Annotated in this window: 24 protein-coding genes and 1 pseudogene; 18 read left to right on the top strand and 7 right to left on the bottom strand. The window is 70.9% G+C overall.

Annotated features, from left to right (window positions below):
• Positions 1-8 precede the first annotated feature (8 nt).
• Positions 9-1178, top strand: a complete 1170-nt coding sequence (locus EWH70_RS07075; protein ID WP_240686846.1) for a DUF418 domain-containing protein — start codon at positions 9-11, stop codon at positions 1176-1178.
• On the opposite strand, the gene EWH70_RS07070 is transcribed toward EWH70_RS07075, so the two are convergent.
• A complete protein-coding gene (locus EWH70_RS07070; RefSeq protein ID WP_130474449.1) occupies positions 1162-1968 on the bottom strand; it encodes an SDR family NAD(P)-dependent oxidoreductase in 807 nt (268 codons plus the stop codon). The two genes, EWH70_RS07075 and EWH70_RS07070, sit on opposite strands and share 17 nt — an antisense overlap.
• A 22-nt stretch (positions 1969-1990) precedes the next feature.
• On the opposite strand from EWH70_RS07070, the pseudogene lexA reads away from it, so the two are divergent.
• Positions 1991-2646 (top strand): annotated as a pseudogene (gene lexA / locus EWH70_RS07065) (transcriptional repressor LexA).
• A 163-nt stretch (positions 2647-2809) separates the two neighbouring features.
• A complete protein-coding gene (locus EWH70_RS07060; RefSeq protein WP_130474448.1) occupies positions 2810-3250 on the top strand; it encodes an MgtC/SapB family protein in 441 nt (146 codons plus the stop codon).
• 1 nt (position 3251) lies between these two features.
• On the opposite strand, the gene EWH70_RS07055 is transcribed toward EWH70_RS07060, so the two are convergent.
• Complete coding sequence (locus EWH70_RS07055) at positions 3252-4250, bottom strand: YeiH family protein (RefSeq protein WP_130474447.1); 999 nt, start codon at positions 4248-4250, stop codon at positions 3252-3254.
• Positions 4251-4344: 94 nt separating this feature from the next.
• On the opposite strand from EWH70_RS07055, the gene EWH70_RS07050 reads away from it, so the two are divergent.
• Entirely contained in the window at positions 4345-5112 is a 768-nt protein-coding gene (locus tag EWH70_RS07050; RefSeq protein ID WP_240686845.1) for a GntR family transcriptional regulator, read from the top strand.
• Between the two features lie 62 nt (positions 5113-5174).
• Entirely contained in the window at positions 5175-6365 is a 1191-nt protein-coding gene (locus tag EWH70_RS07045; RefSeq protein ID WP_130474446.1) for an HNH endonuclease signature motif containing protein, read from the top strand.
• 36 nt (positions 6366-6401) lie between these two features.
• On the opposite strand, the gene EWH70_RS07040 is transcribed toward EWH70_RS07045, so the two are convergent.
• The gene (locus EWH70_RS07040) at positions 6402-7187 is read right to left on the bottom strand and encodes a class I SAM-dependent methyltransferase (RefSeq protein ID WP_165436189.1); all 786 of its coding nucleotides are present in this window, start codon (positions 7185-7187) and stop codon (positions 6402-6404) included.
• Positions 7188-7277: 90 nt separating this feature from the next.
• Between EWH70_RS07040 and EWH70_RS07035 the strand changes: the two genes are divergently transcribed.
• Positions 7278-8096, top strand: a complete 819-nt coding sequence (locus EWH70_RS07035; RefSeq protein WP_130474444.1) for an LLM class F420-dependent oxidoreductase — start codon at positions 7278-7280, stop codon at positions 8094-8096.
• A 97-nt stretch (positions 8097-8193) separates the two neighbouring features.
• Positions 8194-9537 carry a flavin monoamine oxidase family protein gene (locus EWH70_RS07030; RefSeq protein ID WP_130474443.1) on the top strand — a complete coding sequence of 448 codons (1344 nt, stop codon included), beginning with the start codon at positions 8194-8196 and terminating at the stop codon, positions 9535-9537.
• 19 nt (positions 9538-9556) lie between these two features.
• Here the strand turns inward: EWH70_RS07030 and EWH70_RS07025 are convergent, their stop codons facing one another.
• Both EWH70_RS07025 and EWH70_RS07020 read right to left on the bottom strand, forming a co-directional pair.
• Positions 9557-10147 carry a DinB family protein gene (locus tag EWH70_RS07025; RefSeq protein ID WP_240686844.1) on the bottom strand — a complete coding sequence of 197 codons (591 nt, stop codon included), beginning with the start codon at positions 10145-10147 and terminating at the stop codon, positions 9557-9559.
• A 40-nt stretch (positions 10148-10187) separates the two neighbouring features.
• Positions 10188-11108, bottom strand: coding sequence for a GlxA family transcriptional regulator (locus EWH70_RS07020; RefSeq protein WP_130474442.1), 921 nt, complete (start codon positions 11106-11108; stop codon positions 10188-10190).
• A gap of 121 nt (positions 11109-11229) precedes the next feature.
• Between EWH70_RS07020 and EWH70_RS07015 the strand changes: the two genes are divergently transcribed.
• Both EWH70_RS07015 and EWH70_RS07010 read left to right on the top strand, forming a co-directional pair.
• Positions 11230-11652: a Rid family hydrolase gene (locus EWH70_RS07015; RefSeq protein WP_130474441.1), complete on the top strand. Its 423-nt coding sequence runs from the start codon at positions 11230-11232 to the stop codon at positions 11650-11652.
• Positions 11653-11896: 244 nt separating this feature from the next.
• Entirely contained in the window at positions 11897-12271 is a 375-nt protein-coding gene (locus EWH70_RS07010) for a winged helix-turn-helix transcriptional regulator (protein ID WP_130474440.1), read from the top strand.
• Here EWH70_RS07010 and EWH70_RS07005 read toward each other — a convergent pair whose 3' ends face one another.
• Positions 12272-13522, bottom strand: coding sequence for a GGDEF domain-containing protein (locus EWH70_RS07005; RefSeq protein ID WP_165436188.1), 1251 nt, complete (start codon positions 13520-13522; stop codon positions 12272-12274).
• Positions 13523-14112: 590 nt separating this feature from the next.
• Here EWH70_RS07005 and EWH70_RS07000 point away from each other — a divergent pair.
• Positions 14113-14709, top strand: a complete 597-nt coding sequence (locus EWH70_RS07000; RefSeq protein ID WP_130474438.1) for a dihydrofolate reductase family protein — start codon at positions 14113-14115, stop codon at positions 14707-14709.
• Between the two features lie 169 nt (positions 14710-14878).
• On the top strand, positions 14879-15775 hold the full coding sequence (locus tag EWH70_RS06995) for an MBL fold metallo-hydrolase (protein ID WP_130474437.1): 897 nt from the start codon (positions 14879-14881) through the stop codon (positions 15773-15775).
• Here the strand turns inward: EWH70_RS06995 and EWH70_RS06990 are convergent.
• The gene (locus tag EWH70_RS06990; RefSeq protein WP_130474436.1) at positions 15703-16200 is read right to left on the bottom strand and encodes a hypothetical protein; all 498 of its coding nucleotides are present in this window, start codon (positions 16198-16200) and stop codon (positions 15703-15705) included. The two genes, EWH70_RS06995 and EWH70_RS06990, sit on opposite strands and share 73 nt — an antisense overlap.
• A 184-nt stretch (positions 16201-16384) precedes the next feature.
• Here EWH70_RS06990 and EWH70_RS06985 point away from each other — a divergent pair, with 184 nt between their 5' ends.
• The 7 genes from EWH70_RS06985 to EWH70_RS06955 all read left to right on the top strand — a co-directional run bounded on the left by EWH70_RS06985 (position 16385) and on the right by EWH70_RS06955 (position 22356).
• Positions 16385-18019, top strand: a complete 1635-nt coding sequence (locus EWH70_RS06985) for an AAA family ATPase (protein WP_130474435.1) — start codon at positions 16385-16387, stop codon at positions 18017-18019.
• Positions 18016-18231: a DUF2997 domain-containing protein gene (locus EWH70_RS06980; RefSeq protein WP_130474434.1), complete on the top strand. Its 216-nt coding sequence runs from the start codon at positions 18016-18018 to the stop codon at positions 18229-18231. Before EWH70_RS06985 ends, EWH70_RS06980 begins: the two co-directional genes overlap by 4 nt.
• On the top strand, positions 18219-18827 hold the full coding sequence (locus EWH70_RS06975) for a 4Fe-4S single cluster domain-containing protein (protein ID WP_130474433.1): 609 nt from the start codon (positions 18219-18221) through the stop codon (positions 18825-18827). The genes EWH70_RS06980 and EWH70_RS06975 overlap by 13 nt, the downstream gene beginning before the upstream one ends.
• On the top strand, positions 18824-19276 hold the full coding sequence (locus tag EWH70_RS06970) for a hypothetical protein (protein ID WP_130474432.1): 453 nt from the start codon (positions 18824-18826) through the stop codon (positions 19274-19276). The genes EWH70_RS06975 and EWH70_RS06970 overlap by 4 nt, the downstream gene beginning before the upstream one ends.
• Positions 19273-20553: a ComEA family DNA-binding protein gene (locus EWH70_RS06965; protein WP_130474431.1), complete on the top strand. Its 1281-nt coding sequence runs from the start codon at positions 19273-19275 to the stop codon at positions 20551-20553. Before EWH70_RS06970 ends, EWH70_RS06965 begins: the two co-directional genes overlap by 4 nt.
• A 99-nt stretch (positions 20554-20652) precedes the next feature.
• Positions 20653-21510 carry a MerR family DNA-binding transcriptional regulator gene (locus tag EWH70_RS06960; RefSeq protein WP_165436187.1) on the top strand — a complete coding sequence of 286 codons (858 nt, stop codon included), beginning with the start codon at positions 20653-20655 and terminating at the stop codon, positions 21508-21510.
• Positions 21511-21522: 12 nt separating this feature from the next.
• Positions 21523-22356 carry a class I SAM-dependent methyltransferase gene (locus EWH70_RS06955; protein WP_130474429.1) on the top strand — a complete coding sequence of 278 codons (834 nt, stop codon included), beginning with the start codon at positions 21523-21525 and terminating at the stop codon, positions 22354-22356.
• The last annotated feature ends 13 nt before the right edge of the window (positions 22357-22369 follow it).

Raw genomic sequence — 22369 nt, 5'->3', positions numbered from 1 at the left:
AGATGATCATGACCGGTGAGCGGGTCCGTGACGTCGACGCGGTGCGCGGATTCGCACTGCTCGGCATCTTCGTCGTCAACATCACGTTCATGGCGTCGGGCTATCCCAGCAACATCGTGACCGACCCCGCGTACTCGTCCACTCTCGACGAGATCGTGCGCGGGCTGACGTCGGCGCTGTTCGGCATGAAGTTCTACCTCCTCTTCTCGTTCCTGTTCGGCTACAGCTTCACCCTCCAGATCGAGTCGGCGAGACGCGCGGGCACGGCGTTCGGCCCTCGCATGCTGCGCCGGATCGCCGGCCTGTTCGCGCTGGGCGTGCTGAACATCGTCCTGATCTACGGCGGCGACATCCTCACCACCTACGCGGTGGCCTGCCTGATCCTGTTCCTGCTGCGCGGAGTGCGCGACCGCACGGCGCTGTGGATCGCGGGCGCGGTGTACGGCTACGTCCTGCTCAGCATGACGATCAGCAGCCTGGTCATGGACCCGGCGGCGTTCCTGCCGCCGGAGTCCGAGGCGCTGGCGAACGCCGAGCGGATCACCGAGGCGATGCGCGGCGGGTTCGCCGACGTGCTCGACACCCACCTGTCCGGCCTGTCGCTGCTGGTGATCCAGGCACTGTCGATGCAGGGTCCGACGGCGCTGGCGATGTTCCTGGTCGGCATGGTGGCCGGCCGCAGGCGGCTGCTGTCCCGCGTCCGCGGTGACGAGCCGGTGCTGCGCACCCTCCAGTGGATCGGCTTTCCCGTCGGCCTCGCCGGCGCGCTGATCTACACGCTCGCCGGCGGCAACGGCAACACGCTGGCCGTCGTCGCCAGCGTCGCCACCGCACCCCTGCTGACCGCCGCCTACGTCGCCACGCTGCTGCGGGTGCTGCACAACCCGCGCACAGCCCGCGTCCGTGACGTCCTCGCCCCGACCGGCCGGATCGCCCTGACCAACTACCTGCTCCAGGGCGTGTTCGGGTTGCTGATCTTCACCGGCGTCGGCCTCGGCCTGGCAGGCAGCCTCTCGCCACTGGAGACGATGCTGCTGGCGGTGGCCTTATTCGCCGTTCAGCTGATCGCCAGCGCGTGGTGGCTGCGACGGTTCCAGTACGGGCCGGCCGAATGGTTGCTGCGCTGGGTGACCAACGGCTCCCGGCCCGTCTGGCGGAAGATCACCTCAGGTGGATGACGTTGCCGGTCACCAGGTCGGCGGCCGGGCTCGCCAGGTAGGCGATCACGGCGGCCACCTGCTCCGGGGTGGCCACGCGGTAAAGGGCTGGGTTGGCCCGCACGTGCTCACGTACCTCGTCGTTGACCCAGCCGGTGTCGGTCACCGGCGGGTGGACGGCGTTGGCCGTGATGCCGTGCGCGGCCAGCTCGGCCCCCGCCGACAGCGTGTAGTCCACCAGCGCCGCCTTCGCCGCGCCGTAGGACACCTCCTCGGGAAAGCCGTTGCCCGCGCCGGAGGTCAGCGACACAATCCGCCCCCAGTCGCCACCACGTGCGACGAACCGGGCAGCGAACTCCGCGATCATCAACGCGCCTCCGCGGGCGTCCACGGCGAACTGCCGCTCGAACGTGCCGGCGCTGATCCGGTCGAGTGACCGGCCGAACCTGTCGGTGGCGTCGGGTTTGAACGTGTCGGCAAGCCAGAAGCTGGCGTTGTTGACCAGCACGTCGACGCCACCCAGCTCCCGCTCCGCGGTGTCGAACAGCCGCGCGGGCGTGTCGACGTCGGACAGATCAGCCTCGACGGCGATCGCGGTGCCACCCGCGGCGCGAATGCGTTCCACCACGGCGTCCGCACCGCCCGCGCGGTTACGGCGGTAGGCCTCCGGGGTGCCCGGGTCGGGTTCGTCGTCCAGCCGCAGGTAGGTGACCAGCACCCGCATACCGGCCTCGGCGAGGGCGACGGCCGTCGCCGCCCCGATTCCGTGATTGGCACCGGTGACGATCGCGGCCCGCGTCGGAGAGTTCATCGGACATCTTTATCATTCGCGGGTGACCGCGTACGACGACCTCGAGTATCTGGACACCTCGACGCTGCCGGAACGGCAGCAGCGGATCCTGGTGACGATCCGGGACTGGGTGATCAAGCACGGCTATCCGCCGAGCACCAGGCAGATCGGCGACGCCGTCGGCCTGCGGTCGTCCTCTTCGGTCTCCAAGCACCTGGCCAGCCTGGAGGACAAGGGTTTCCTGCGCCGCAGTGACACCATGCCCGGCCGATCGACGTCCGCATGTTCCTGCGGGAGCCCGCCGACGCCGGACCGTCCTCTGCGGACTCGGTCCCGGTCCCCGTCGTCGGCGACATCGCCGCGGGCACCCCGATCTCGGCCGAGGAACACGTCGACGACGTGCTGAACCTGCCCCGCGGGCTGACCGGGCGCGGCACGGTCTTCGGCCTGCGGGTGCGTGGCGACTCGATGGTCGACGCCGCGATCTGCGACGGCGACATCGTCGTGGTGCGCCAGCAGTCCGAGGCGCACTCCGGACAGATCGTCGCCGCGATGATCGACGGCGAGGCGACGGTCAAGGTGTACCGACGCCGGGGCGGCCACGTCTATCTCGAACCACGCAACCCCGCCTACGACGTCATCGACGGCGACGAGGCAGTGGTGCTCGGCACGGTCGTCTCCGTGCTGCGCAGCGTCTGACGCGGACTTCACGACCGGAGGAGCAGACTTCTCGGGTTGTGTCTTTGTGGGAAAGCGAGGTGAACAGCATGCCGGACGACAGTCCACAGTCGACCGACCAGTCCGCCGTGCCGTTACCTCGCGGCCGGCGATCCGGATAACCACAAGGAAAGGCGGTCGTACGATGACGGCTGCGGAGATGTTGCTGCGCCTGGGCACCGGGGTCACGCTCGGGGCGCTGATCGGAATCGAACGTCAGTTCCGGGCCCGCATGGCCGGGTTGCGGACGAACGCGCTGGTCGCCGCCGGCGCCACCCTGTTCGTCGTGCTGTCCGCGCACGGATTCACCGGTGACACCGCGGATCCGACGCGGGTGGCCGCGCAGATCGTGTCGGGAGTCGGATTCCTCGGCGGCGGGGTCATCCTCCGTGAGGGGCTGACCGTGCGCGGCCTGAACACCGCGGCGACGCTGTGGTGCTCGGCCGCGGTGGGTTCACTGGCCGGTGCCGGACTGTACCTGGAGGCGGCCGCGGGCACGCTCGTCGTCGTCGCCGTGCACCTGGTGCTGCGGCCACTCGGCCGGGTGGTCGAGCGGCGTCCGGAACACCGCGACGAGGAACACTGACTCACCGCACCAGTGCCTGGAGCCCGAGACTCGATGCCGCGACGGCGATCCACAGCACGCCGCCGAGCAGCAGCGGGCGGGCACCCGCCGCCCGGACCTGTCCGGGGTCCAGCGACAGGCCGATGCCGGCGAGGGCGGCCGTCACGAGGAACGTGCCGGCCGCCGCGAGCGGTTCGTGCCAGGCCGCCGGGATCATGCCCGCGCTGTTGAGCCCGGCGGCCAGCAGGAAACCGATCAGGAACAGTGGAACCATGCGGTGCCACGGCAACCGCGCGCGTGCCCGGTCGCGCCGGGCGGCGAACACGGCCAGCACCAGCACGATCGGGATCAGCGTGAGCGCACGGGTCAGCTTGACGACGATGCCAGCCGAGCCCGCGTCGCCGCCGTAGCCGACGGTGGCCGCGACCACCGAGGACGTGTCGTTGACCGCGGTTCCCGCCCACAGCCCGAACTCCTGCGGCGACATCCCCATCAGGTGACCCAGTGGCGGGAAGATCAGCACGGCCGCGATGTTGAAGGTGAAGATCGTGCCGAGGGCGTAGGCGATGTCGGCGTCACGCGGCCGCAGCACCGCGCTGGTCGCCGCGATGGCCGACGCGCCACAGATCCCCGTGCCGACGCCGATCAGGATCTGCGTGTCACCCCGCACGCCCAGCAGCCTGCCGAGCAGCCACGCCCCGCCCAGTGCCACGGCGAGGGTGCCGAGCATGACCGGAAGCGACTCGCCGCCGACCCGCACGACCTGCTGCAGCGAGAGCCCCGTGCCCAGCACCACGATCGACAGTTGCAGCACCGGCCTGGCGGCGATCGAGTAACCCGCGCCGAACCGCTCGTGCCGCAGTGCGGGCAGGAGCATTCCGGCGAGCACGCCGAGCACGATCCCGAACACCGGCCCGCCGACGAGCGGGACCAGTCTGCCGGCCACCGTCGCGACGGCGGCGACCACGGCGACCACGACCAGACCGGGCACCAGCCGGGTTCGAGCAGCCGTGGCGACCATGATCCTCCTAAATGTGCGCACATTTAAAGTAGGCTATGTACGTACATTTGACAACCCGGGGCCGGCGGTACGGTTTGACGACGGAGGAGGTGCCGTGGACGACGCAGGACTGGACCGCAGCAGCGACGTGCCCCTGTGGCGGCAGCTCCAGCAGCGGCTGCTGCGGCGCATCCGGGCAGGCGAGTTCGACACGACGTTCCCCGGCGAGCTGGCCCTTGCCGAGGAGTACGGAGTCAGCAGGCAGACCGTGCGGCAGGCGCTGCGTGAGCTGCGAGCCGACGGCACGCTGGTCGCCGAACGCGGCAGGCAGCCGCGGGTGGCCCCGGCTGCCGAGATCGTCCAGCCACTCGGCGCGCTCTACAGCCTGTTCGCCGCGGTCGAGGCCGCGGGTCTCCCGCAGCGCAGTGTCGTGCGCACGCTGGACGTCCGCGCGGACGCGGTGGTGTCCGAACGACTTTCCCTCGAGGGCTCGACACCCCTGCTCTACCTGGAACGTCTTCGCCTGGCCGGAAACGACCCGCTGGCACTCGACCGCGTGTGGCTGCCCGCGGAACTGGCCCGCCCGCTGCTCGACGCCGACTTCGGCCACACCAGCCTCTACGGCGAACTGCACCGCCGGACCGGAATCCGGCTCGACCACGGCCAGGAGCAGATCCGGGCCGTCATCCCGACCCCTGCCGAACGTGCGCAACTCGAGTGCGCCGACGACGCGGCGGCCCTGTCGATCTGCCGGCTCGGCACGGTGGCGGGGACGCCGATCGAGTGGCGGCACACTCTCGTCCGGGGCGACCGGTTCGCCCTGACCGCCGAGTTCTCCGGCCGCACCGGCTACCGCCTCGTGGGCACGGCCGCCACGGCATAGACTTTTCCGACTCGCTCGATCGTGTGATTGTTTCGAACACCTGTTCGTAATACGATGGTGATGTGTTCGAGAAACCTGGCACCCGCCTGTGGCGGCACTCCGACGAGGAGGTAGCCGCCATCATTCAGCGCGGCCAGGAAAAGATGGCCGCGGCCGCCGCCGAGATACTGGAAGGCCTGGCGGAGCTGAGCGCCCGCGGGGCCGATTTGGGCTTCCGGGATCTGGTGGCGTTTCAGGTGGACAACCTGAACGTCTCCCGGTCGCTGGCCAAGACGCGGGTGCAGTTGGCTCAGGAATTGTTCGGCTCGCTCGCCGCGACCGGTGCGGCACTGGCCGCGGGTGAGGTGTCACTGGAGCATGCGGTGGAAATCCACCGCGCTATTACGGCGTTGCCGGTGGAGGCGCGGGAGGGGTTCGAGGACATTCTGCTGACCCTGGCCCGCACGGCCCCACCGACCGCGGTCCGCAAAGCCGGGGACAACATCCGGGCCAGGGTCGATCAGGACAGTGCGCCGCCGGACGAGGACGCGCTGGCGCACCCGGTGCGTGAGTTCCGCTCGAAGACCGACCGGCATGGCCGGTACCGGTTCGCCGGAACCCTCGACCCGGAAACCGGGGCCACCCTGGACGGGTTGTTCGATGTGCTGGCCAAACCCTGCGCGGCCGAGGAAGGTCTGCCGGATCTACGCGATCAGGCCGAGCGGAAGGGTGACGCGCTGGCCGAGATCATCGAACTGGTCGCCCGCACCGAGGATTTAACTACTCAGGGCGGGGAACGGGCGGTGGTCACGGTGACCACGACGCTCGATGATCTGGAACGCCGGGCCGGGTCGGCGGTGCTCGACGGCACCGGATACCTGAGCGCGTCGGCCCTGTCGCGGCTGTGCTGCGAAGCCAAGCTGGTTCCGGCCGTGTTCGGTTCCGAGGGCGAGGTACTGCACCTGGGCCGCGACGTCCGGCTCGCCACCAAAGCCCAGCGCCGCGCGCTCCGCCTACGGGACCGTGGCTGCTGTTTCCCCGGCTGTACCAGGAAAGCCCGCTGGTGCGTCGTCCACCACGTACGGGAATGGCAACACGGCGGACAGACCACAGTGGACGAGATGATCCTCCTGTGCGGCAGACACCACCGGATCATCCACCACACCGACTGGACCGTCACCATGGTCCACGGCAAACCCCAGTTCCACCCACCCGCCTGGCTCACCAGACGCCGAAGACCCAGCACCAACCCCTACCACCGAATCCCCGCCTGAAAACGAGGCGCGGGCCCGCCTCACGCCGCCCGGGAACTACCGGACCTTAGTCAGCTCGTAGAACTCCGCACCCGCGATCACATCCCGGCCGCCGGTCGGGTGGGCGTCACGCAGGCTGGCGAGGACACGCTCGGCGAACTCGGCTCGATCGGCCTCGCCCAGGGCGTCGTACAGCCAGCGGTTGCCGTGCGAGAGCAGCCAGTCCCAGTGGGCACGCGGGCCGTCCACCGGCAACCTGACCTCGGCGGTGGAGGTGCGGGTGAACCGGAGGCCGGTCTGCTCGGCGACCTCGTCCCACGGCTCGTCGGCCATGCCGGGCGGCACGTCGCCGGTGAGCCGCGCGGTGAACTCGGCGACGATCTCGCCGTAGCCCGCCCACCATCCGCCGTCCTCACTCGGTCCCGGTACGGACAGGACCGCCCTGCCGCCCGGCCGCAGCACGCGTGCCGTCTCCCGCAGCGCCGCGGCGGGATCCGGCAGGATGTGGAACGCGAAACCGCTGAACACCAGGTCGAACGAGCCGTCCGGCAGATCCAGCGCCTGCGCGTCCATCACCCGGGCCCGCAGGCCCGCGACCCCCAGTGCCGCGACCGAGTCGACCATCCGCGGGGACACGTCGACGGCCAGGATCTCGCCGGCACCACGCGCCTCGGCGACGGCCAGCGACACCGCTCCCCGGCCCGTACCCAGGTCCAGAACCGAGTCGGCCGGTCCGGGCTCCGCCCAGGCCACCAGTTGCCTGGCGAAGGTGGCGAAGAACGGCACTTTCTCGTCGTAGCCGTCTGCCACGCTGTCGAACAGATCCGCGGAGAAACTCGTCACGAACATCAGTGTTCATACCAGAACAAGATCCGTCAAACCGATATCCGGTGGGCGCGGAATAGCCCCGGGCAGGTTTTGGTTGCACCTGCAATGAAATTCGGAGTTCTCACCTTCGTCACAGATGAGGGCATCGCGCCCGCTGCGCTCGGCCGGGCCCTGGAGGAACGCGGGTTCGACTCGCTGTTCCTGGCCGAGCACTCGCACATCCCGACCAGCAGGGAAACCCCGTACCCCGGCGGCGGCGAGCTGCCGCGCATCTACTACCGCACCCTCGATCCGTTCGTCGTGCTGTCGGCCGCCGCCACCGTGACCACCCGGCTCCGGCTCGGCACCGGCATCGCGCTACTGGCCCAGCGGGACACGATCCACACCGCCAACGAAGTGGCCAGCCTGGACTTCATGTCCGGCGGCCGCGTCGACTTCGGCGTCGGGGTCGGCTGGAACCGCGAGGAAATGCGCAATCACGGCACCGATCCGACCACCCGCGGCGCGCTGATGGACGAGCAACTCCAGGCGCTGAAGGAGATCTGGACCAAGGACGAGGCCGAGTTCCACGGCAAGCACGTCGACTTCGACCCGATCAACCTGTGGCCCAAGCCCGCGCAGCGCCCGCACCCGCCGATCTACATCGGTGGCGGCAGCCCCGCGGCGCTGAAGCGGGTCGTGGAGCACGGTGACGGCTGGATGCCCGTCTTCACCCCGGCCGAGGAGATCCGCAAGGCCCGCACCTGGCTGACCGAGCAGGGTCGCCCGGACGCGACCATCATCGCGAGCGGGGTGGAGCCCAACGCGGAGGCGATCGAGGCCAACCGCGAGGCCGGCGTCGACCAGATCCTGTTCAACCTGCCGACCGTGCCGGAGGCCGAGTCGCTCAAGCACCTCGACGAGCTGGCCAGCGTGCTACCTTGATCGCGTAAGTCATCCGACGTCGGTGGCAGGTGGAGCACGTCGGCCAGTTCGGTGTGCCGGTTCGGTCCGGGACACCCCGGCCGAAAGGTCTCCACCTATGTCCACAGTAGACGTTGCCGTCGTCGGCGCCGGCTTGTCCGGCCTAGTCGCCGCGTACCGCCTGCGTCAGGCCGATGCCGATGTCGTGGTGCTCGAAGCCAAGAACCGGGTCGGCGGCAGGCTGCTGACCTCCCCCACGGCCGCCGGAGCCGGTGTCGACTCCGGCGGCTCCTGGGTCGGTCCCGGCCAGCACGCGGTGCTCGGCCTGCTCGACGAGCTGGGCATCGGCCTCGTCCCGCAGTTCGCCGACGGCGTGAACCTGCTGCGCGTCCGCGGCCGGACCCACCGCTACCGCGGTGACATCCCACGCCTGCGCCCGCACGAGATGCTCGACCTCGGGCGGGCGCAGTGGGCGCTCGACCGGATCGCCAGGCGGCTGGGAGCACCACCGTGGCCGCCCGCACTCGCCGCACGCCTCGACGAGCAGACGCTCGGGTCGTGGATGCGCCGGAAGGTCCGCACCGCCGCCGCACGCCTGGTGCTCGACACCGCGACCGCCGCGAGCTTCGGCTGCCGGCCGAGCGAGCTGTCGCTGCTGGGGTTCGCCTCGCAGGTCGGCGGGTGCGGCGGACTCGCCGACCTCATCGGTGTCCGGGACGGCGCGCTGGCCAGCCGGATCGCCGGCGGGGCCGCGGCGCTGCCCGCCGAGCTTGCCCGCCGCCTCGGCGAGCGCGTCCGGCTCGGCCACGCCGTCACCGAGATCCGCCGCTCGGCAGGCCTGATCACCCTGGTCGGCCACGATCATCCGCCCGTGTACGCCCGGCGGGTCATCGTGGCCGTCGACCCCGCGACGGCAGGCTCCATCACGCACGACCCGCCGCTGCCCGTCGAGCGGGCCGAGCTTCAGCGACGCTGGCAGATGGGTTCGGGGATCAAGGCACACGTGGTCTACCGGCGGCCGTGGTGGCGCGACCACGGACTGACCGGGGCGACCGTCACCGACACCGGAACCGTTCGGCTGACCTTCGACGTCAGTCCCGCCGACGGACCCGGTGTGCTGGTGACGTTCCTCGGCCTGCCCGCCGGTGACACCCCGGAGCTGCTGTCATCCGACAGGTCGGCGGCTCGCCGCCGGCAGGTCCTCGACGACCTCGCCACCCTCCTCGGCCCCGAGGCCCGCGACGCCGTGGACTACGTCGAGCAGGACTGGACAGCCGAGCCCTGGCAGAGCGGCTGCGTCCCCCGCCCGCCCGCCGGCGTGCTGCACCCCGGTCACCGGTGGCTGACCCGGCCGGTGGACGGGCTCCACTGGGCGGGCGCGGAGAGTTCGTACCTCGGTGAGGCACACATGGACGGCGCGGTGCGCGCCGGAGAGCGGGCCGCCGGCGAGGCGGTCACCTGACCGGCGGCCCTGGCGTCGATCAGGTGGCGGTGCGGCCGTCGATCGCCTCACGCAGGATGTCGGCGTGCCCGGCGTGCTGGAACGTCTCGGCGACGATGTGCATCAGCGCCCAGCGCAGGCTGCGCACCTCGCCCGGCGCATTCCACGGCGCGTCCGGCAGCGGCCGGGTCACCGACAGGTCCGTCAGGCCGGCGACGATCTTCTCGGTGTCGGCGGCGATCTGCTCGTAGTGTTCGAGGATTCCGGCCAGCGTGTCGCCCGGGTTCATCCGGAAGTCGGCCGCGTGGTCGATCGCCCACTGCGGCACCTCGTGCGCGACACCGGCCTCGACGTCGGCCCAGGTGACGCCGTCGGGCAGCGCGAACAGATCCGCGGGCAGGCCCTCGACCACGAACCGCATCCAGCTCTTCTCCATGGCCGCGACGTGCTTGACCAGGCCGCCGAGGCACAGCGAGCTGACCGTCGGCTGCTGGGCGAGCTGCTCGTCGCTCAGGCCCTCGACTGCGCCGGTCAACGCGGCCCTGGCCTCGGCCAGCATCGAGATCAGTTCGGTCCGCTCGGCGTCGAGGGTGGCGGTCATGGTGTTGCCCTCCAGGGTCTCCGTCTTCATGAGGACAACTCTCGCAGCGATAGCGGCCAGTTTCTGACCGCTATCGCGAGGAGATTCGCCTGCGGTACACACTCGGCGGGACCCCGACCTCCCGCCGGAACAGCGTGCGGAAGTTCTCGGCCGTGCCCAGCCCGGTCTCGGCGGCGACCCGCTCCACCGGCAGGTCCGAGGTTTCGAGCAGCCTGCGGGCCCGCAGGAGCCGCTGGGCGGTGAGCCACCGCATCGGCGGCATGCCGGTCTCCTGCTGGAACCGCCGGATGAACGTGCGCCGCGACATCAGGCCACGCTCGGCCAGTGCCTGCACGGTGATCGGCTCACACAGGTGTTCCAGCGCCCAGCCACGCACGGCGGCGAGCTCCGAACCGGGCGGTGTCAGGACGTCCACGCACTCCGGTTGCCGGGCCGGTGCGGCCACCACGCGTTTCTCCGCGCGGTCGGCGGCCGCCACCCCGAAGTCCGTCCGGATGAGGTGCAGGCACACGTCCATGCCCGCACCGCCGCCCGCCGACGTCAGCAGCGTGCCGTCGTCGACGAACAGCACGTTCTCCACCACCCGCGCCGCCGGGTAGCGCTCCCGCAGTTCGTCGACGTAACGCCAGTGCGTCGTCACGCGACGGCCGTCGGCGAGCCCGGCTGCCGCGATGGCGAATGTCCCCGTGCAGATGCCCACCACGCAGCCGCCACGGGCGGCGTGCCGGGCGATCGCCGCCAGGTAGGCGGGCGGCAGCGGCAGATGGGGGTCGTCGTAGCCGGGGACGACGAGCACGCCGGCTTCCTCGACAGCGGACAGGTCGTGGGTCGGCGTGATCAGCACCCCGCCGCGGTCGGCCGCCTGGGGCCGCTCCAGATCGCCGCACACGATCAGCCGGTACCCCGGCTCGTCGCCGAGGATGTTCGCCGCGATGCTGAAGTCGAGCGCGACCACTCTGGGCAGCGCGAGGATGGCGACGGTGCGCTCCATGCCGGCCAGGCTACCCGCGTTGGCACGATCCTTGGGGTCAACGGCACGCCGTCACCTGGTCGCGACGGGTCCGGCTTCCTAACTTCGGAAAGGTCAAGTCAACGAACCCGATCGGAGCACCATGGCCCACACCGAGACCTTCGACGTCCCGTGGGAGAAGGACTACGGCTACGCCCAGGCGGTCAAGCACGGCGACACGATCTACCTGTCCGGGCAGGTCTCCCACGACGGGCCGGACCTCGTGGCACCCGCCCCGCTCGACGAGGCGGGCCGGCCCGCCGACTCCGGCAACACCGGTGAGCAGATGCGGCAGGCCTACGCCAACGCCGCGACGCTGCTCGCCCGGTTCGGCGCGTCGCTGGCCGACGTGGTCGAGGAGGTCGTCTACGTCCTCGACATCGACGCCGCCATGGCCGTGGCCGGCCCGGTCCGCAAGGCCGCCTACGGCCGGGAGGACCCGCCGGTGGCGAGCACGATCGTCACCACTCCCCGGCTGGCCTTCCCCGAGTTGCTCGTGGAGATCCGGGTGGTCGCCCGCGTCTGACTCCCGGAGCGGGTGTGCGGTGGGCGACGGGATTTGGGGCACGACGCCCACCGCACCCGCATCCCCGGCACGCACTACCGAGGAGGCTCACCAGGCCGCTCCGTTCCCTGGTGACCTCTGGGATACCGCACCGAACACCACTGAGCACAAGGTCAGTGGTCCACGGATTCGCAGCTCAGTAGCCCGTTGTCACCCGTACGGACGCATGGATGGCGGCATTGCGTCACGTGCTTAGCTGGGTGCCATGGGGAGCGACGTTCCGTACCGGCGGCGGGTCAACGAGGCCGTCGCCGTGATCCGCGGACGGTGGACGATCCCGGTGCTCACCGCGCTCGCCCTCGGCGAGGTCCAGTACAAGGAACTGCTCGCGCACATCAACGAGGAGGAGTCGCGGGCGAAGGCCGACCCGGACGACCCGCCGCTGTCCGACCGCGTCCTGACCGACACCCTGCGCCGGGCCCGCGAGCACGGGCTGATCGAGCGGCGGGCCGAGAAGCGGCCGTCCGAACGGGGCCGCTTCACCACCACCTGGTACCGGCTGACTCCGGCAGGCCGGTCGCTGCTGCGTGCGGTCCGGCCGCTCGCGGACTGGGCCGAGCAGTACTCCCAGCGGTCCTGATCAGGCCCGGCCCGCCACCGTGCGGACCTGGTCGCGGCCGCTGTCCTTGGCGACGAACATCGCGTTGTCCGCCGCGAGCAGCACCTCTTCGAGGTCGTCGCCGGCGTCCGGGTGAACGGCGACGCCGACCGAGATGCTCAGCCGCAGCCCGTCGATCTCCTCACCGGTGCCGACGTCGGTCAGGCGCAGCTCGCGGACCGCCGCGCGGATGCGCTCGGCGACCGCGACCGCGTGGTCCGCGGTCGTGTCGGTCAGCAGCAGGACGAACTCCTCGCCGCCGAAGCGGCCGCACAGGTCGTACGCCCTGACCTCGCGACGCAGCACCCCGGCGACCTCACGCAGTGCCTCGTCACCGACCAGGTGGCCGTAGGTGTCGTTCACGGTCTTGAAGTGGTCGAGGTCGATCATCAGCAGCGCGACCGGCGTCCCGTGCGGCGCCGCGCGGCCGAACTCCTTGGTGGCCAGGCTCTTCCAGGTCGCCGCGTTGAGCAGGCCGGTCTTCTGGTCGACGGTCGCGGCGTATTCGAGCTGGCGGACGAGCACGCTGCGGTGCAGCACGTACAGCGGCGGGAACACCAGCGGCGCCAGCCAGGGCAGCGATCCGAGCAGGACGGCGACCAGGGCACCGACGCACAGCGTCGCGCACTCCAGGCCGTTCTCGCTGCGGGTCCCGAGCAGCCGCGACAGCGTGCGCTCACCCGACGCCAGCGCGATCACCACGGCGACGACGCCGGAGTTGACCACCCAGTAGACCGTGAGGATGGCCGCCAGCCAGAGCAGTCCGGCGGGTTCGAGCAGGCTCGCCTCCCGATCGCCTGGCAGCAGGTGGGCGACGCCCGCCGCGGCGTAGCAGGAGAGCAGGACGACGCAGGTGTTGAACACGGCGCGGTACAGCGTGTGCCCGGCCATGTAACGCCACGTCCGCAACCACACGTGGGTGTAGAGCACGACCGTCACCACGGCGGCCAGTACGGGCGGGACGAGCAGCGCGGCGGACAGCGTCCAGACCGAGCTCATGTTGACATGCGGGGTGTCGGCGAACTGTTTACGCAGCCGTTCGACGCGTCGCGTGATCTCCGCGAACCCCAGCCCGCCGGCGATCAGCGCGGCGCCGTACAGCAGGTCGACGCCGTGAACGGGCTCGACGAATGCCAGCAGCGCGGTGGCGGCGAGCGCCGTGACCTCGACAATCAGCAGGTAGGTGAGGACCGGCGGCGGTAGGGTCCAGACCTTCCATCGCGGCTTGATCACCTCAGCGTGACGTCGAGGCTTCATACTGTGACCGCTCGCCGGTTGCCGATTTCCGGGAGGAGGTGCCTCTCATGCGCAACAAGGAGTGGTGACCCGCCATGACCGCACACACGATGGCACTCGCTCCCGGCACCGCGCCGGGGGCGAGTGCGTTTCACGCCCCAGTGCAGACGGAATTCGCGCATACGCTCCCACCGCGAAGTCGACCGGGAGGACTACAGTAGGTGCTGATCATGTCACGCGGCAGAGCCGCTCTCGATGTTCACTCGAACATACCAGCCTGACTACTGTTCGTAGCAGCGTCGGCCCGCGGCCACAGCACGTGAAGGCCACCATCACCACGTCACACGTAATGAAGGTGGCCTTCACGAGCTTTGACGGGGCCAGCTCTCGCCATCTGGAACCGGCGTGCCGAACAGTGGGACCCGGCGGGCGGGAACGGACAACTCGCGCGTCAGAACGTACAACTCGCGGGTCCGGAACGGACGACTCGCGCCCCGGAACGTACGACTCGCGCGAACGGCCCGCTCAGGTGTCGAAACCGGTGATCACCGATCGACGCGTCGGTGACACCAACCAAGGAGGCACCAATGGGCAAGGTCATCACCGGCGGCACGATGTCGCTCGACGGGTACATCGCCGGCCCCGGCGACAGCGGCTTCGACCTGCTGTTCCAGTGGTACGGCAGCGGCGACGTCGAGATTCCGTCGGCCAGCCCCGACGTACCGCCGTTCCGCGTCTCGGCGGCGAGCGCCGAGCTGATCAAGCGCGAGTACGCGGACATGGGCGCGCTGGTCGTCGGCAGGCACCTCTACGACCTCACCAACGCCTGGGGCGGGCGGCACCCGCTCGACGTCACCACGGTCGTGCTCACCCACCAGCGTCCCGCCGACCGGCCGGACGACGAGAACTTCGTCTTCGTCACCGACGGCATCGAAGCGGCCGTGGCCAAGGCGAAGGAACTGGCCGGGGACCGTGACGTCGCCGTCAACGGCGGGCAGATGGCCAGGCAGTGCCTGGAAGCCGGGCTGCTCGACGAGGTCGGCGTCGAGCTGGTACCGGTCGTACTCGGCGCCGGGACCCCGCTGTTCGCGGACCTCGGCATCGCGCCGGTGCAGTTCGACGGGCCCACGACCGTCGTCCAGGGCACCGGCGTGACCCACCTGCGCTACCGCGTGAAGCGCTAGGCCGCGTTTCACAAGTCACGTTCGCGGTCTTCGCGCCCAGGCGGCCCCTGGATCACGAAGCCCATCGAACAGACTTATGAAACACGGCCTAGGCGGCCATACCCGCGCGGTATCGCAGACGCGAAACGGGTCTTGGACGCCACGCGCGGGCCGGCGAGAAGCTGGGGGCATGTCTTCCGAACTCGTCAGCCACGGACCCGTCGTCGATGTCAGCCAGGCGCGGGAGATCGCCGACGACCTGGTGGTGATCCCCGATCGCGGGGCCGGGCTGGTGCCCAACATCGGCGTCATCGGCGGCAGCGACTCGGTGCTGGTCGTCGACACGGGTCTGGGGCCGGGCAACGCGGAGAACGTCCTCGCGTTCGCCACGGAGTACGCCGCGGGCCGCAGGCTGTACCTGACCACGACGCACTTCCACCCCGAGCACGCCTTCGGCGCGCAGGTGTTCGCCGGCGCGGCGACCTACCTGGTCAACAGCGCCCAGGCCGCGGACCTCTCCGGTAAGGGACCGGGTTACCTGGAGATGTTCCGCGGCCTGGGCGAGCCGGTCGCCCGGCGGCTGGAGGGCGTCGAGCTGGTGACGCCGGACGTGGTCTACGGCGACACCCACGACCTCGACCTGGGCAGCCGGGTGGTCCGGCTGAGCGCGACGGGCCGCGCGCACAGCAGGGGCGACCAGGTGGTGAGCGTCCCGGACGCCGGTGTCCTGTTCACCGGCGACCTGGTGGAGGCCGGCCAGTTCGCGATCTTCCCGTGGTTCCCGCCGCACGACACCGACGTCTCCGGGCTGCGGTGGATCGAGGTGCTGGAGCGCCTGATCGGCACCGGCCCGCGCCTGGTCGTGCCGGGGCACGGTGCCGTGTCCGGCCCGGACGTGCTCACCGACGTCCGGGACTACCTGGAACTGCTGCGGGACGAGACCTGGGCCCGGTGCCGCTCGGCCGTCGCCGAGGAGACGATCGCCGCCGAGGTCGAGGCGCTGCTGGTCCAGCGCTATCCGGACTGGTCCGGGCGGGAGTGGGTCACCAAGGGGGTCGGCTGCTTCTGCGCCGAGTTCACGGCCTGAGCCGCCGGCCGCCGCCAGAAGGCGTCCAGGATCCGCTCCCGCTCGGACAGCACGAGCAGTCCGAGCAGGACGGTGTAGCCGAGCGCGAAGTACTTCACCGACGGGTAGTCGAAGGCGAAGTCCATCAGCGTGATGTTCAGCGACACCCCGAACAGGGCCAGCGCGCCCAGCGGCATGGTCCGCCGGGACAGCAGTAACAGGGCGGGGATCAGCTCGAACAAACCGGTCATCCGGCCGTAGAACGGCGAGTAGCCGTAGAACGCCCAGACCAGCGACGTGCCGCCGACCGTCTTCTTGTCCAGGACCCAGTCGCCGTAGTAGTACTGGCCGCCGAACAGCTTGATCCCGCCATAAAAGACAAACACGGCAGCCAAGCCGAACCGGGCGACGTCGACGAGGCGCCGGATGACCTTCTTGCGCTGCATGGGTTCTCCTCCAGAACTCGACTGTGTCCACAGTGTCCGGCGGCACCACCCGCCCCCGGCTCCTGCGACCAGTCGCTCCGGCTCCTCCCCCGGTAGGAGCGGGCCCCGTCAGGGTTGCGCCGTTTCCCGGCCGGGCCGCGATTCCCGCTGGTAGCATCCAGCCCGGACGTTCGAGAGGGGACCAATGGCAGGCCGGGGGTTTCGCGACGAGCTGACCCAGCTGTTGCAGGCGCGCTATCCACTGCTCGTCGTGGAGACACACGAGGAGCAGCGGGTCGTCCGGGAGATCCGCGCGGTCGCCGAGGACGGCAACCGGCTGCGGACCCCTCGCCGGGTGCACGTGTGGTCGTCGACCACCGGGCTCACCCCCGCGGGCGGCGGCGCACCGGTGGCCGAGACCCGGGCGGCGTCGGCGGCCCTGGAGCGGGTGTACAGCTGGAACGAGCCGGGCGTGTTCGTGTTCGTCGACCTGCACCCCTCGCTGGTGTCGGAGGGCGGGCACCGGGCCGACCCGGAGGTGGTCCGCCGCCTGCGGGAGCTGGCCTCGACGCTCAAGACGCGTCCCGTCCCGCTGACGGTCATCCTGGTCTCGCCGTCGCTGAAGGTGCCCTCCGAACTGGAGCACGACGCGACCGTCATCGACTTCCCGCTGCCCGACCAGGAGCAGATCGGCGAGCTGCTCGACGGCATGGTCGCCGCCCACCGCCAGCAGGTGCGGATCGGCATCACCCGCGAGGACCGGGACATGTTCATCGCCGCGGCACGCGGGCTGACGCTGCCGGAGGCGGAGAACGCGTTCGCCCGCGCGCTGGTCGAGGGCGGCGGGCTGGATCCCGGTGACCTGGAGCTGATCCTCGCCGAGAAACGGCAGGCGGTGCGCCGGTCCGGGATGCTGGACATCGTGCCCGCGGAGGTGAACTTCGACTCCGTCGGCGGCCTGGAGCGGCTCAAGCGCTGGCTGACCAAGCGCAGCGGCACCTGGACGCCCGCCGCGGCGGCCTACAACCTGAGCGCCCCGAAAGGCCTGCTGCTCACCGGCGTGCCCGGCTGTGGCAAGAGCCTGTCCGCGGTGTGCGTCGCCAGCATGTGGCGGCTGCCGCTGCTGCGGCTGGACCTGGGCAGGGTCTTCGCCGGGCTGGTCGGGTCCAGCGAGAAGAACATGCGCAACGTCATCCGCACCGCGGAGGGCATCGCGCCGTGCGTGCTGTGGGTCGACGAGATCGAGAAGGGCCTCGCCGGCGCGGGCGGCGGTGGCGACGGCGGCACCGCACGCCGGGTGTTCGGCACGTTCCTGTCGTGGATGCAGGAGAAGACGGCCCCGGTGTTCGTGATGGCCACCGCGAACCAGGTCGACTCGCTGCCACCGGAGTTCCTCCGCAAGGGCCGGTTCGACGAGATCTTCTTCGTCGACCTGCCCTCGGCGGCCGAGCGGGCCGTGATCTGGCGGATCCACCTGCGCAAGCGGGTCACCGACCCGTTCGTCGGCAGCGAGCTGCAGCTGGAGGACGCCCTGTTCGCCGAGCTGGCCGCGTGCAGCGACGGCTACAGCGGCGCCGAGATCGAGCAGGCCGTGCTGTCCGGCCTCGTCGACGCGTTCGCCGAGAAGCGCCCGCTGCGCAAGGAGGACCTGATCCACGCCGTGCGTTCCACGGTGCCGCTGTCGGTCACCCAGTCCGACGAGATCCTCGCCATCCGCAACTGGGCGGAGACCAGGGCGGTCGCCGCCACCGACGACGCCGACGCGGACACTCCCGTCGCGGCGCCCGCCGCACCGGCGCCGGCTCCGGAGGCCCCCAGGGGAAGGACGATCGACGTATGACGCACCGGTTGACCGTGACCGTCGGACGGGACGGCTCGATCAGCGCGAAGACCCACGGCATGACGGGTTCGCAATGCCTGGACTACATCCCGCTGCTGGAGGACCTGCTCGACGCGGAGACGGTGTCGTCGGAGTTCACCGAGGACTACCGGCGCACGTCGGCGACGGTCGACAACACGGCGTCGCAGCAGCAGTCGCAATGGAACTCCTGAACGTCCACCGGATCGTCGACGTCACCGCGGCGGAGGGGCCGGGCCTGCGCTGCGCGGTGTGGACGCAGGGCTGCACTGTCCGCTGTCCCGGCTGCTTCAACCCACAGACCTGGACCACCCGCGGCGGCACGCTGATGCCGTGGCGGGAGGCGGCGGACCGGGTGCTGCGGGCGAGGGCGGAGCACGGCGTCGAGGGCGTGACGCTGCTCGGCGGTGAGCCGTTCGACCAGCCGGAACCGCTCGGCGCGCTGGCCACGGCCGTCCGCGCGGAGGGGCTGTCGGTGATGACGTTCACCGGGCACCTGCTGGAGGACCTGCGGCAGCGGCCGGACTGCGCGGAGCTGCTGGCGTCGACCGACCTGCTGGTGGACGGCCCGTACCTGGCGGACCAGCCGGAGCCGAGCAGGCCCTGGGTCGGTTCGGTCAACCAGCGCTTCCACTTCCTGTCCGGCCGCTACGACCGGTCCATACTGGACGCCCCGAACCGGCTCGAACTGACGATCGCCCCCGACGGCTCGGTGGACCTCAACGGGTTCGCCACCACCGAGGCACTGGAGGCGCTGCTCGCGCCGGTGCGCGAAAGGAACAACCGATGAGCGTCATCCTCAAGCTGCGCAGCCAGGCACTGGCCCAGCTCAACGCCGCGACGATCGCCGCGCACACCCAGGCGCAGGGCGTCGGGCAGCCGCAGGTCACGGTCCGCACCCGGATGCGCCACCGGGACCTGCTCGCCAAGGCCCTCACCGGGCTGCGCGCGCAGGTCACCAGCGACGAGCACACCGTGACGGCGGCGTGGGCGGGCAGGCGGATCCAGTTCACCTACGACGCCGACGGTGTCGCGACAGCCCACGTGGACGGGCCGGCCATCAACCCGGCCGAGGCCGAGCAGCTGGTGCTGTCCGTCGACAACGCCTATGCCGCCGAGGTCCAGCGGCAGGTCTACGAGCGGCTGAAGGAGCGGGCGGCCCAGTCCGGGATGCGCGTGGAGTCCGAGCGCACCAACGCCGACCAGTCGATCAGCGTCACCCTGGTCGCGTCGTCGTGACCGAGCGCAGGATCGGACTGATCGAGTTCGGCAAGGCGCTCAACAACTCGGTCTCGGTCCCCGGCCTCGGTGAGCTGCCCGGCGGGCAGGTGAGCGCGGGACGCGCCACCCGCGGCGCCAGGGCCCGGCTGATCCGGTTCGATCGGGTCGTCGCCGACAACCTGCGACTCGGGATCGTCGTGCGGAAGAAGTTCTTCTCCAGCGACGTCGAACCGGTGACCGAGGCCGGTTTCCTCAAGGACGTCTTCGTCGTCACCGGACGCGACGACCTCGGCAACGGCGACGCACTGGAGCTGTACAGCGACGACACGGCGCTGCCGGACACCAGCCGCCAGGTCGGCCTCGCGCAGGTCCACGCGCCGGCGTTCGACGAGATCACCGGCGTTCGCCTGCAGGTCCACCAGCACAGCGGCGTGCTGCGGGAGGGGTCGCTGGTCGGCCTGCTCCGCGGCGGCCGGGGCGGCGGGCTGCCGATGCGCGTGCTGCGGCTGCTCGGCCCGGTCGGCCCGGTTCCGGAACTGCGGGCGGGTCAGCCGGGCACCGTGCTGCTCGGGTTCCAGTGCGAGGTGCCGCCGATGCCCGGTGACGCGCTGGCCTGCTTCCACGAGCCCGAACAGGAGTACCTGGAACAGCGCGAGGGCATCGCCGTGGTGCACGGCCTCAACCCGCTGCCCGACGGGAGCGTCGTGGCCGCGGTCGAGGTGCCGGAGCAGGTGAAGAGCAACCAGATCACCGTCGGCTCGATGGTCCGGGTGCTGCGGCCTGCGGGCACGACGTTCAACGAACGGTCCACCGTCGTCGCCACCGGCCTGCGGGTTACGTCGCTGTCCAGGAACAACGTGATGGTTCCGAGCGCGCGCGGCACCGGTGTGTTCACCGTCGGGCTGACCAGGGGTGACGTCCGCGAGGGCGACACGATCGAGGTGCACGTCCCCGCACCCGGGACGCCGGGCGCCGGTCAGCCGCTCGCCCCACCGCCCCCACTGGCCCCGCCCGGGCCGCCGTCGCGGGAACTGCCGGTTCCGCAGGCCGCGCCGGGGCCGGTCGTGGACCTGAACACGGCTCCGCCGCCGGAGCTGGCCCGCCTGCCGGGCATGACACCGCAACGGGTCGCTGCGGCGATCGAGCTACGCACGCGGCAGGGCGGGTTCGCCGACGTCGAGGCGTTCGGCGTCGCCATCGGCCTGCAGCCGCACGAGATCGTCCGGCTGCGCGGCAAGGTGACCACGAGCCGGATCCAGCACCACGGCGGCGGCGTGCGGCAGCTCGACATCTGAGCGCCGGGTTGACCTTTCCCCTTGGGCAAGGCCCAAGATCGGTTCATCATGACTCGACACACGGAAAGGGACAGCACGATCAGCAACCCTGACACACACATGACGATCGGTGAGTTCTCGATGGTCACCGGTCTGACTCCGAAGGCGCTGCGTCTCTACGACGAGCGCGGCCTGCTGGTACCGGTCGAGACCGATCCGGCCACCGGTTACCGGTGGTACTCGGCCACCCAGACCCGGCACGGGCACCTCCTGTGGGCCCTGCGCGAGGCGGGGGTTCCACTGGCCGAACTCGCCGACCCGGAGAACCTGGACCTCGAGGCATACGAGGAACGCCTGCGGGCCAGGCGCCTGTACGAGGACACCGCACTGAAGATGGCGAGGGCCATCAGGGGCATCTCGCTGGACGAGTGGCCGGTGACCACCGCCGAGGCCGCCGCGCAGCCCTGGGTGGGAACCGTGGTCCACTTCGCGATGGAGGACTTCGAGCCGGCGTCGTCCATGACGACGTTCGAGACGATCCCGCGGCACCGCTCGGCGCTGGCGTCCACGCTGCGTCACTACGACAACGAAGCCGACGGTCCCTTCTGGACGACCCACCAGCCGACCATGGCCGGTGCGACGGAAGTGGACCTGCTCGTGTGCTGCCCGGTCCGCCGCGACCAGCGAGAGGTCGACTGGACCGGGTTCACCGAGCACATCGGGCAGCGACTCGCCGGCGAGCAGACCCGGGTGCTCGCCGGAGTGCTACCCGACCGGCTGGAGGTGTCCTGCCGTGCGGACGTCGACTTCGGGGACGAGAACGCCGCGATGGCCGCCGGGTTCGCTCCGCGGCTGGCCATCGACGAGTACATCCGGGCGCACGGCCTGCGGCCGTTGACCAGGGCGACACGGGAGCTGACTTTCTTCGGTTCGGAAGGCGACCCGGTCACGGTCCGCGACGTCGCGCCACACGGCTGAGCGGGGCGGGACATGCCGGCGACAACGGAGTGGGCGGAAAGCCTGCGGCGGTGGGCCATCCCCGAGGAGTTCACCCGGCGGACGGCCGAGACGCCGTGGGTGCTGCCGCGGCAGATGTTCGCCCGGCGCGCCGACGCCCTGATCGCGGAACCGTCCGGCGCGACGTTCACCGAGGCACGCGCGGCGCTGACCGAGCCGGGCACCGTGCTCGACGTCGGGGTCGCGGCAGGCGCGACCAGCCTCCCGCTGGCCGGCCGGGCGCCGGTGGAACACGTCACCGGCGTCGACACCGACGCGGAACTGCTGTCCGCGTTCGAGCGGCGGGCCGCGGCACTCGGCGTGCCCTGCCGCGTGGTGCGCGGCACGTGGCCGCGGGTGGCCGGACAGGCCGAGGTCGCCGACGTCGTGGTGTGCGGCAACGTGGTCTACAACGTCGCCGACGTGGAACCGTTCGTCCGGGCGCTGGCCGCGCACGCACGCCGCCGGGTGGTGGTGGAGCTGGCAGCGGCGCACCCGCTGACCGAGCTGAACGAGCTGTGGTGGCGGTTCCACCGGCTACGCAGGCCGGACGGCCCCACGGCGGAGGACTTCCTGCGGGTACTGGAACAGCTGGGGATCCGGGCCGAGGTGACCCGCTGGCGGCGCCCGGCACGGGCCGAGTACGCGACGGCGGGCGAACTCGTCGACGTCACCCGGCGCAGGCTGTGCCTGCCGCCCGAGCGAGCCGGTGACGTCGAGGCGGCGCTGGCCGGCCTCGGCGTCGATCCCGCCATGCCGCCCGACCTCGGCTCGTCCGGCCGCGACCTGGTCACCGTCTCCTGGGCAGGATCTTCCCGCGACAGGTGACGGCGCCCGGTCG

The sequence above is a fragment of the Amycolatopsis suaedae genome, from assembly GCF_004214935.1.
GTDB classification, from domain to species: Bacteria; Actinomycetota; Actinomycetes; order Mycobacteriales; family Pseudonocardiaceae; genus Amycolatopsis; species Amycolatopsis suaedae.
This window is presented reverse-complemented; position numbering and strand designations above follow the sequence as displayed.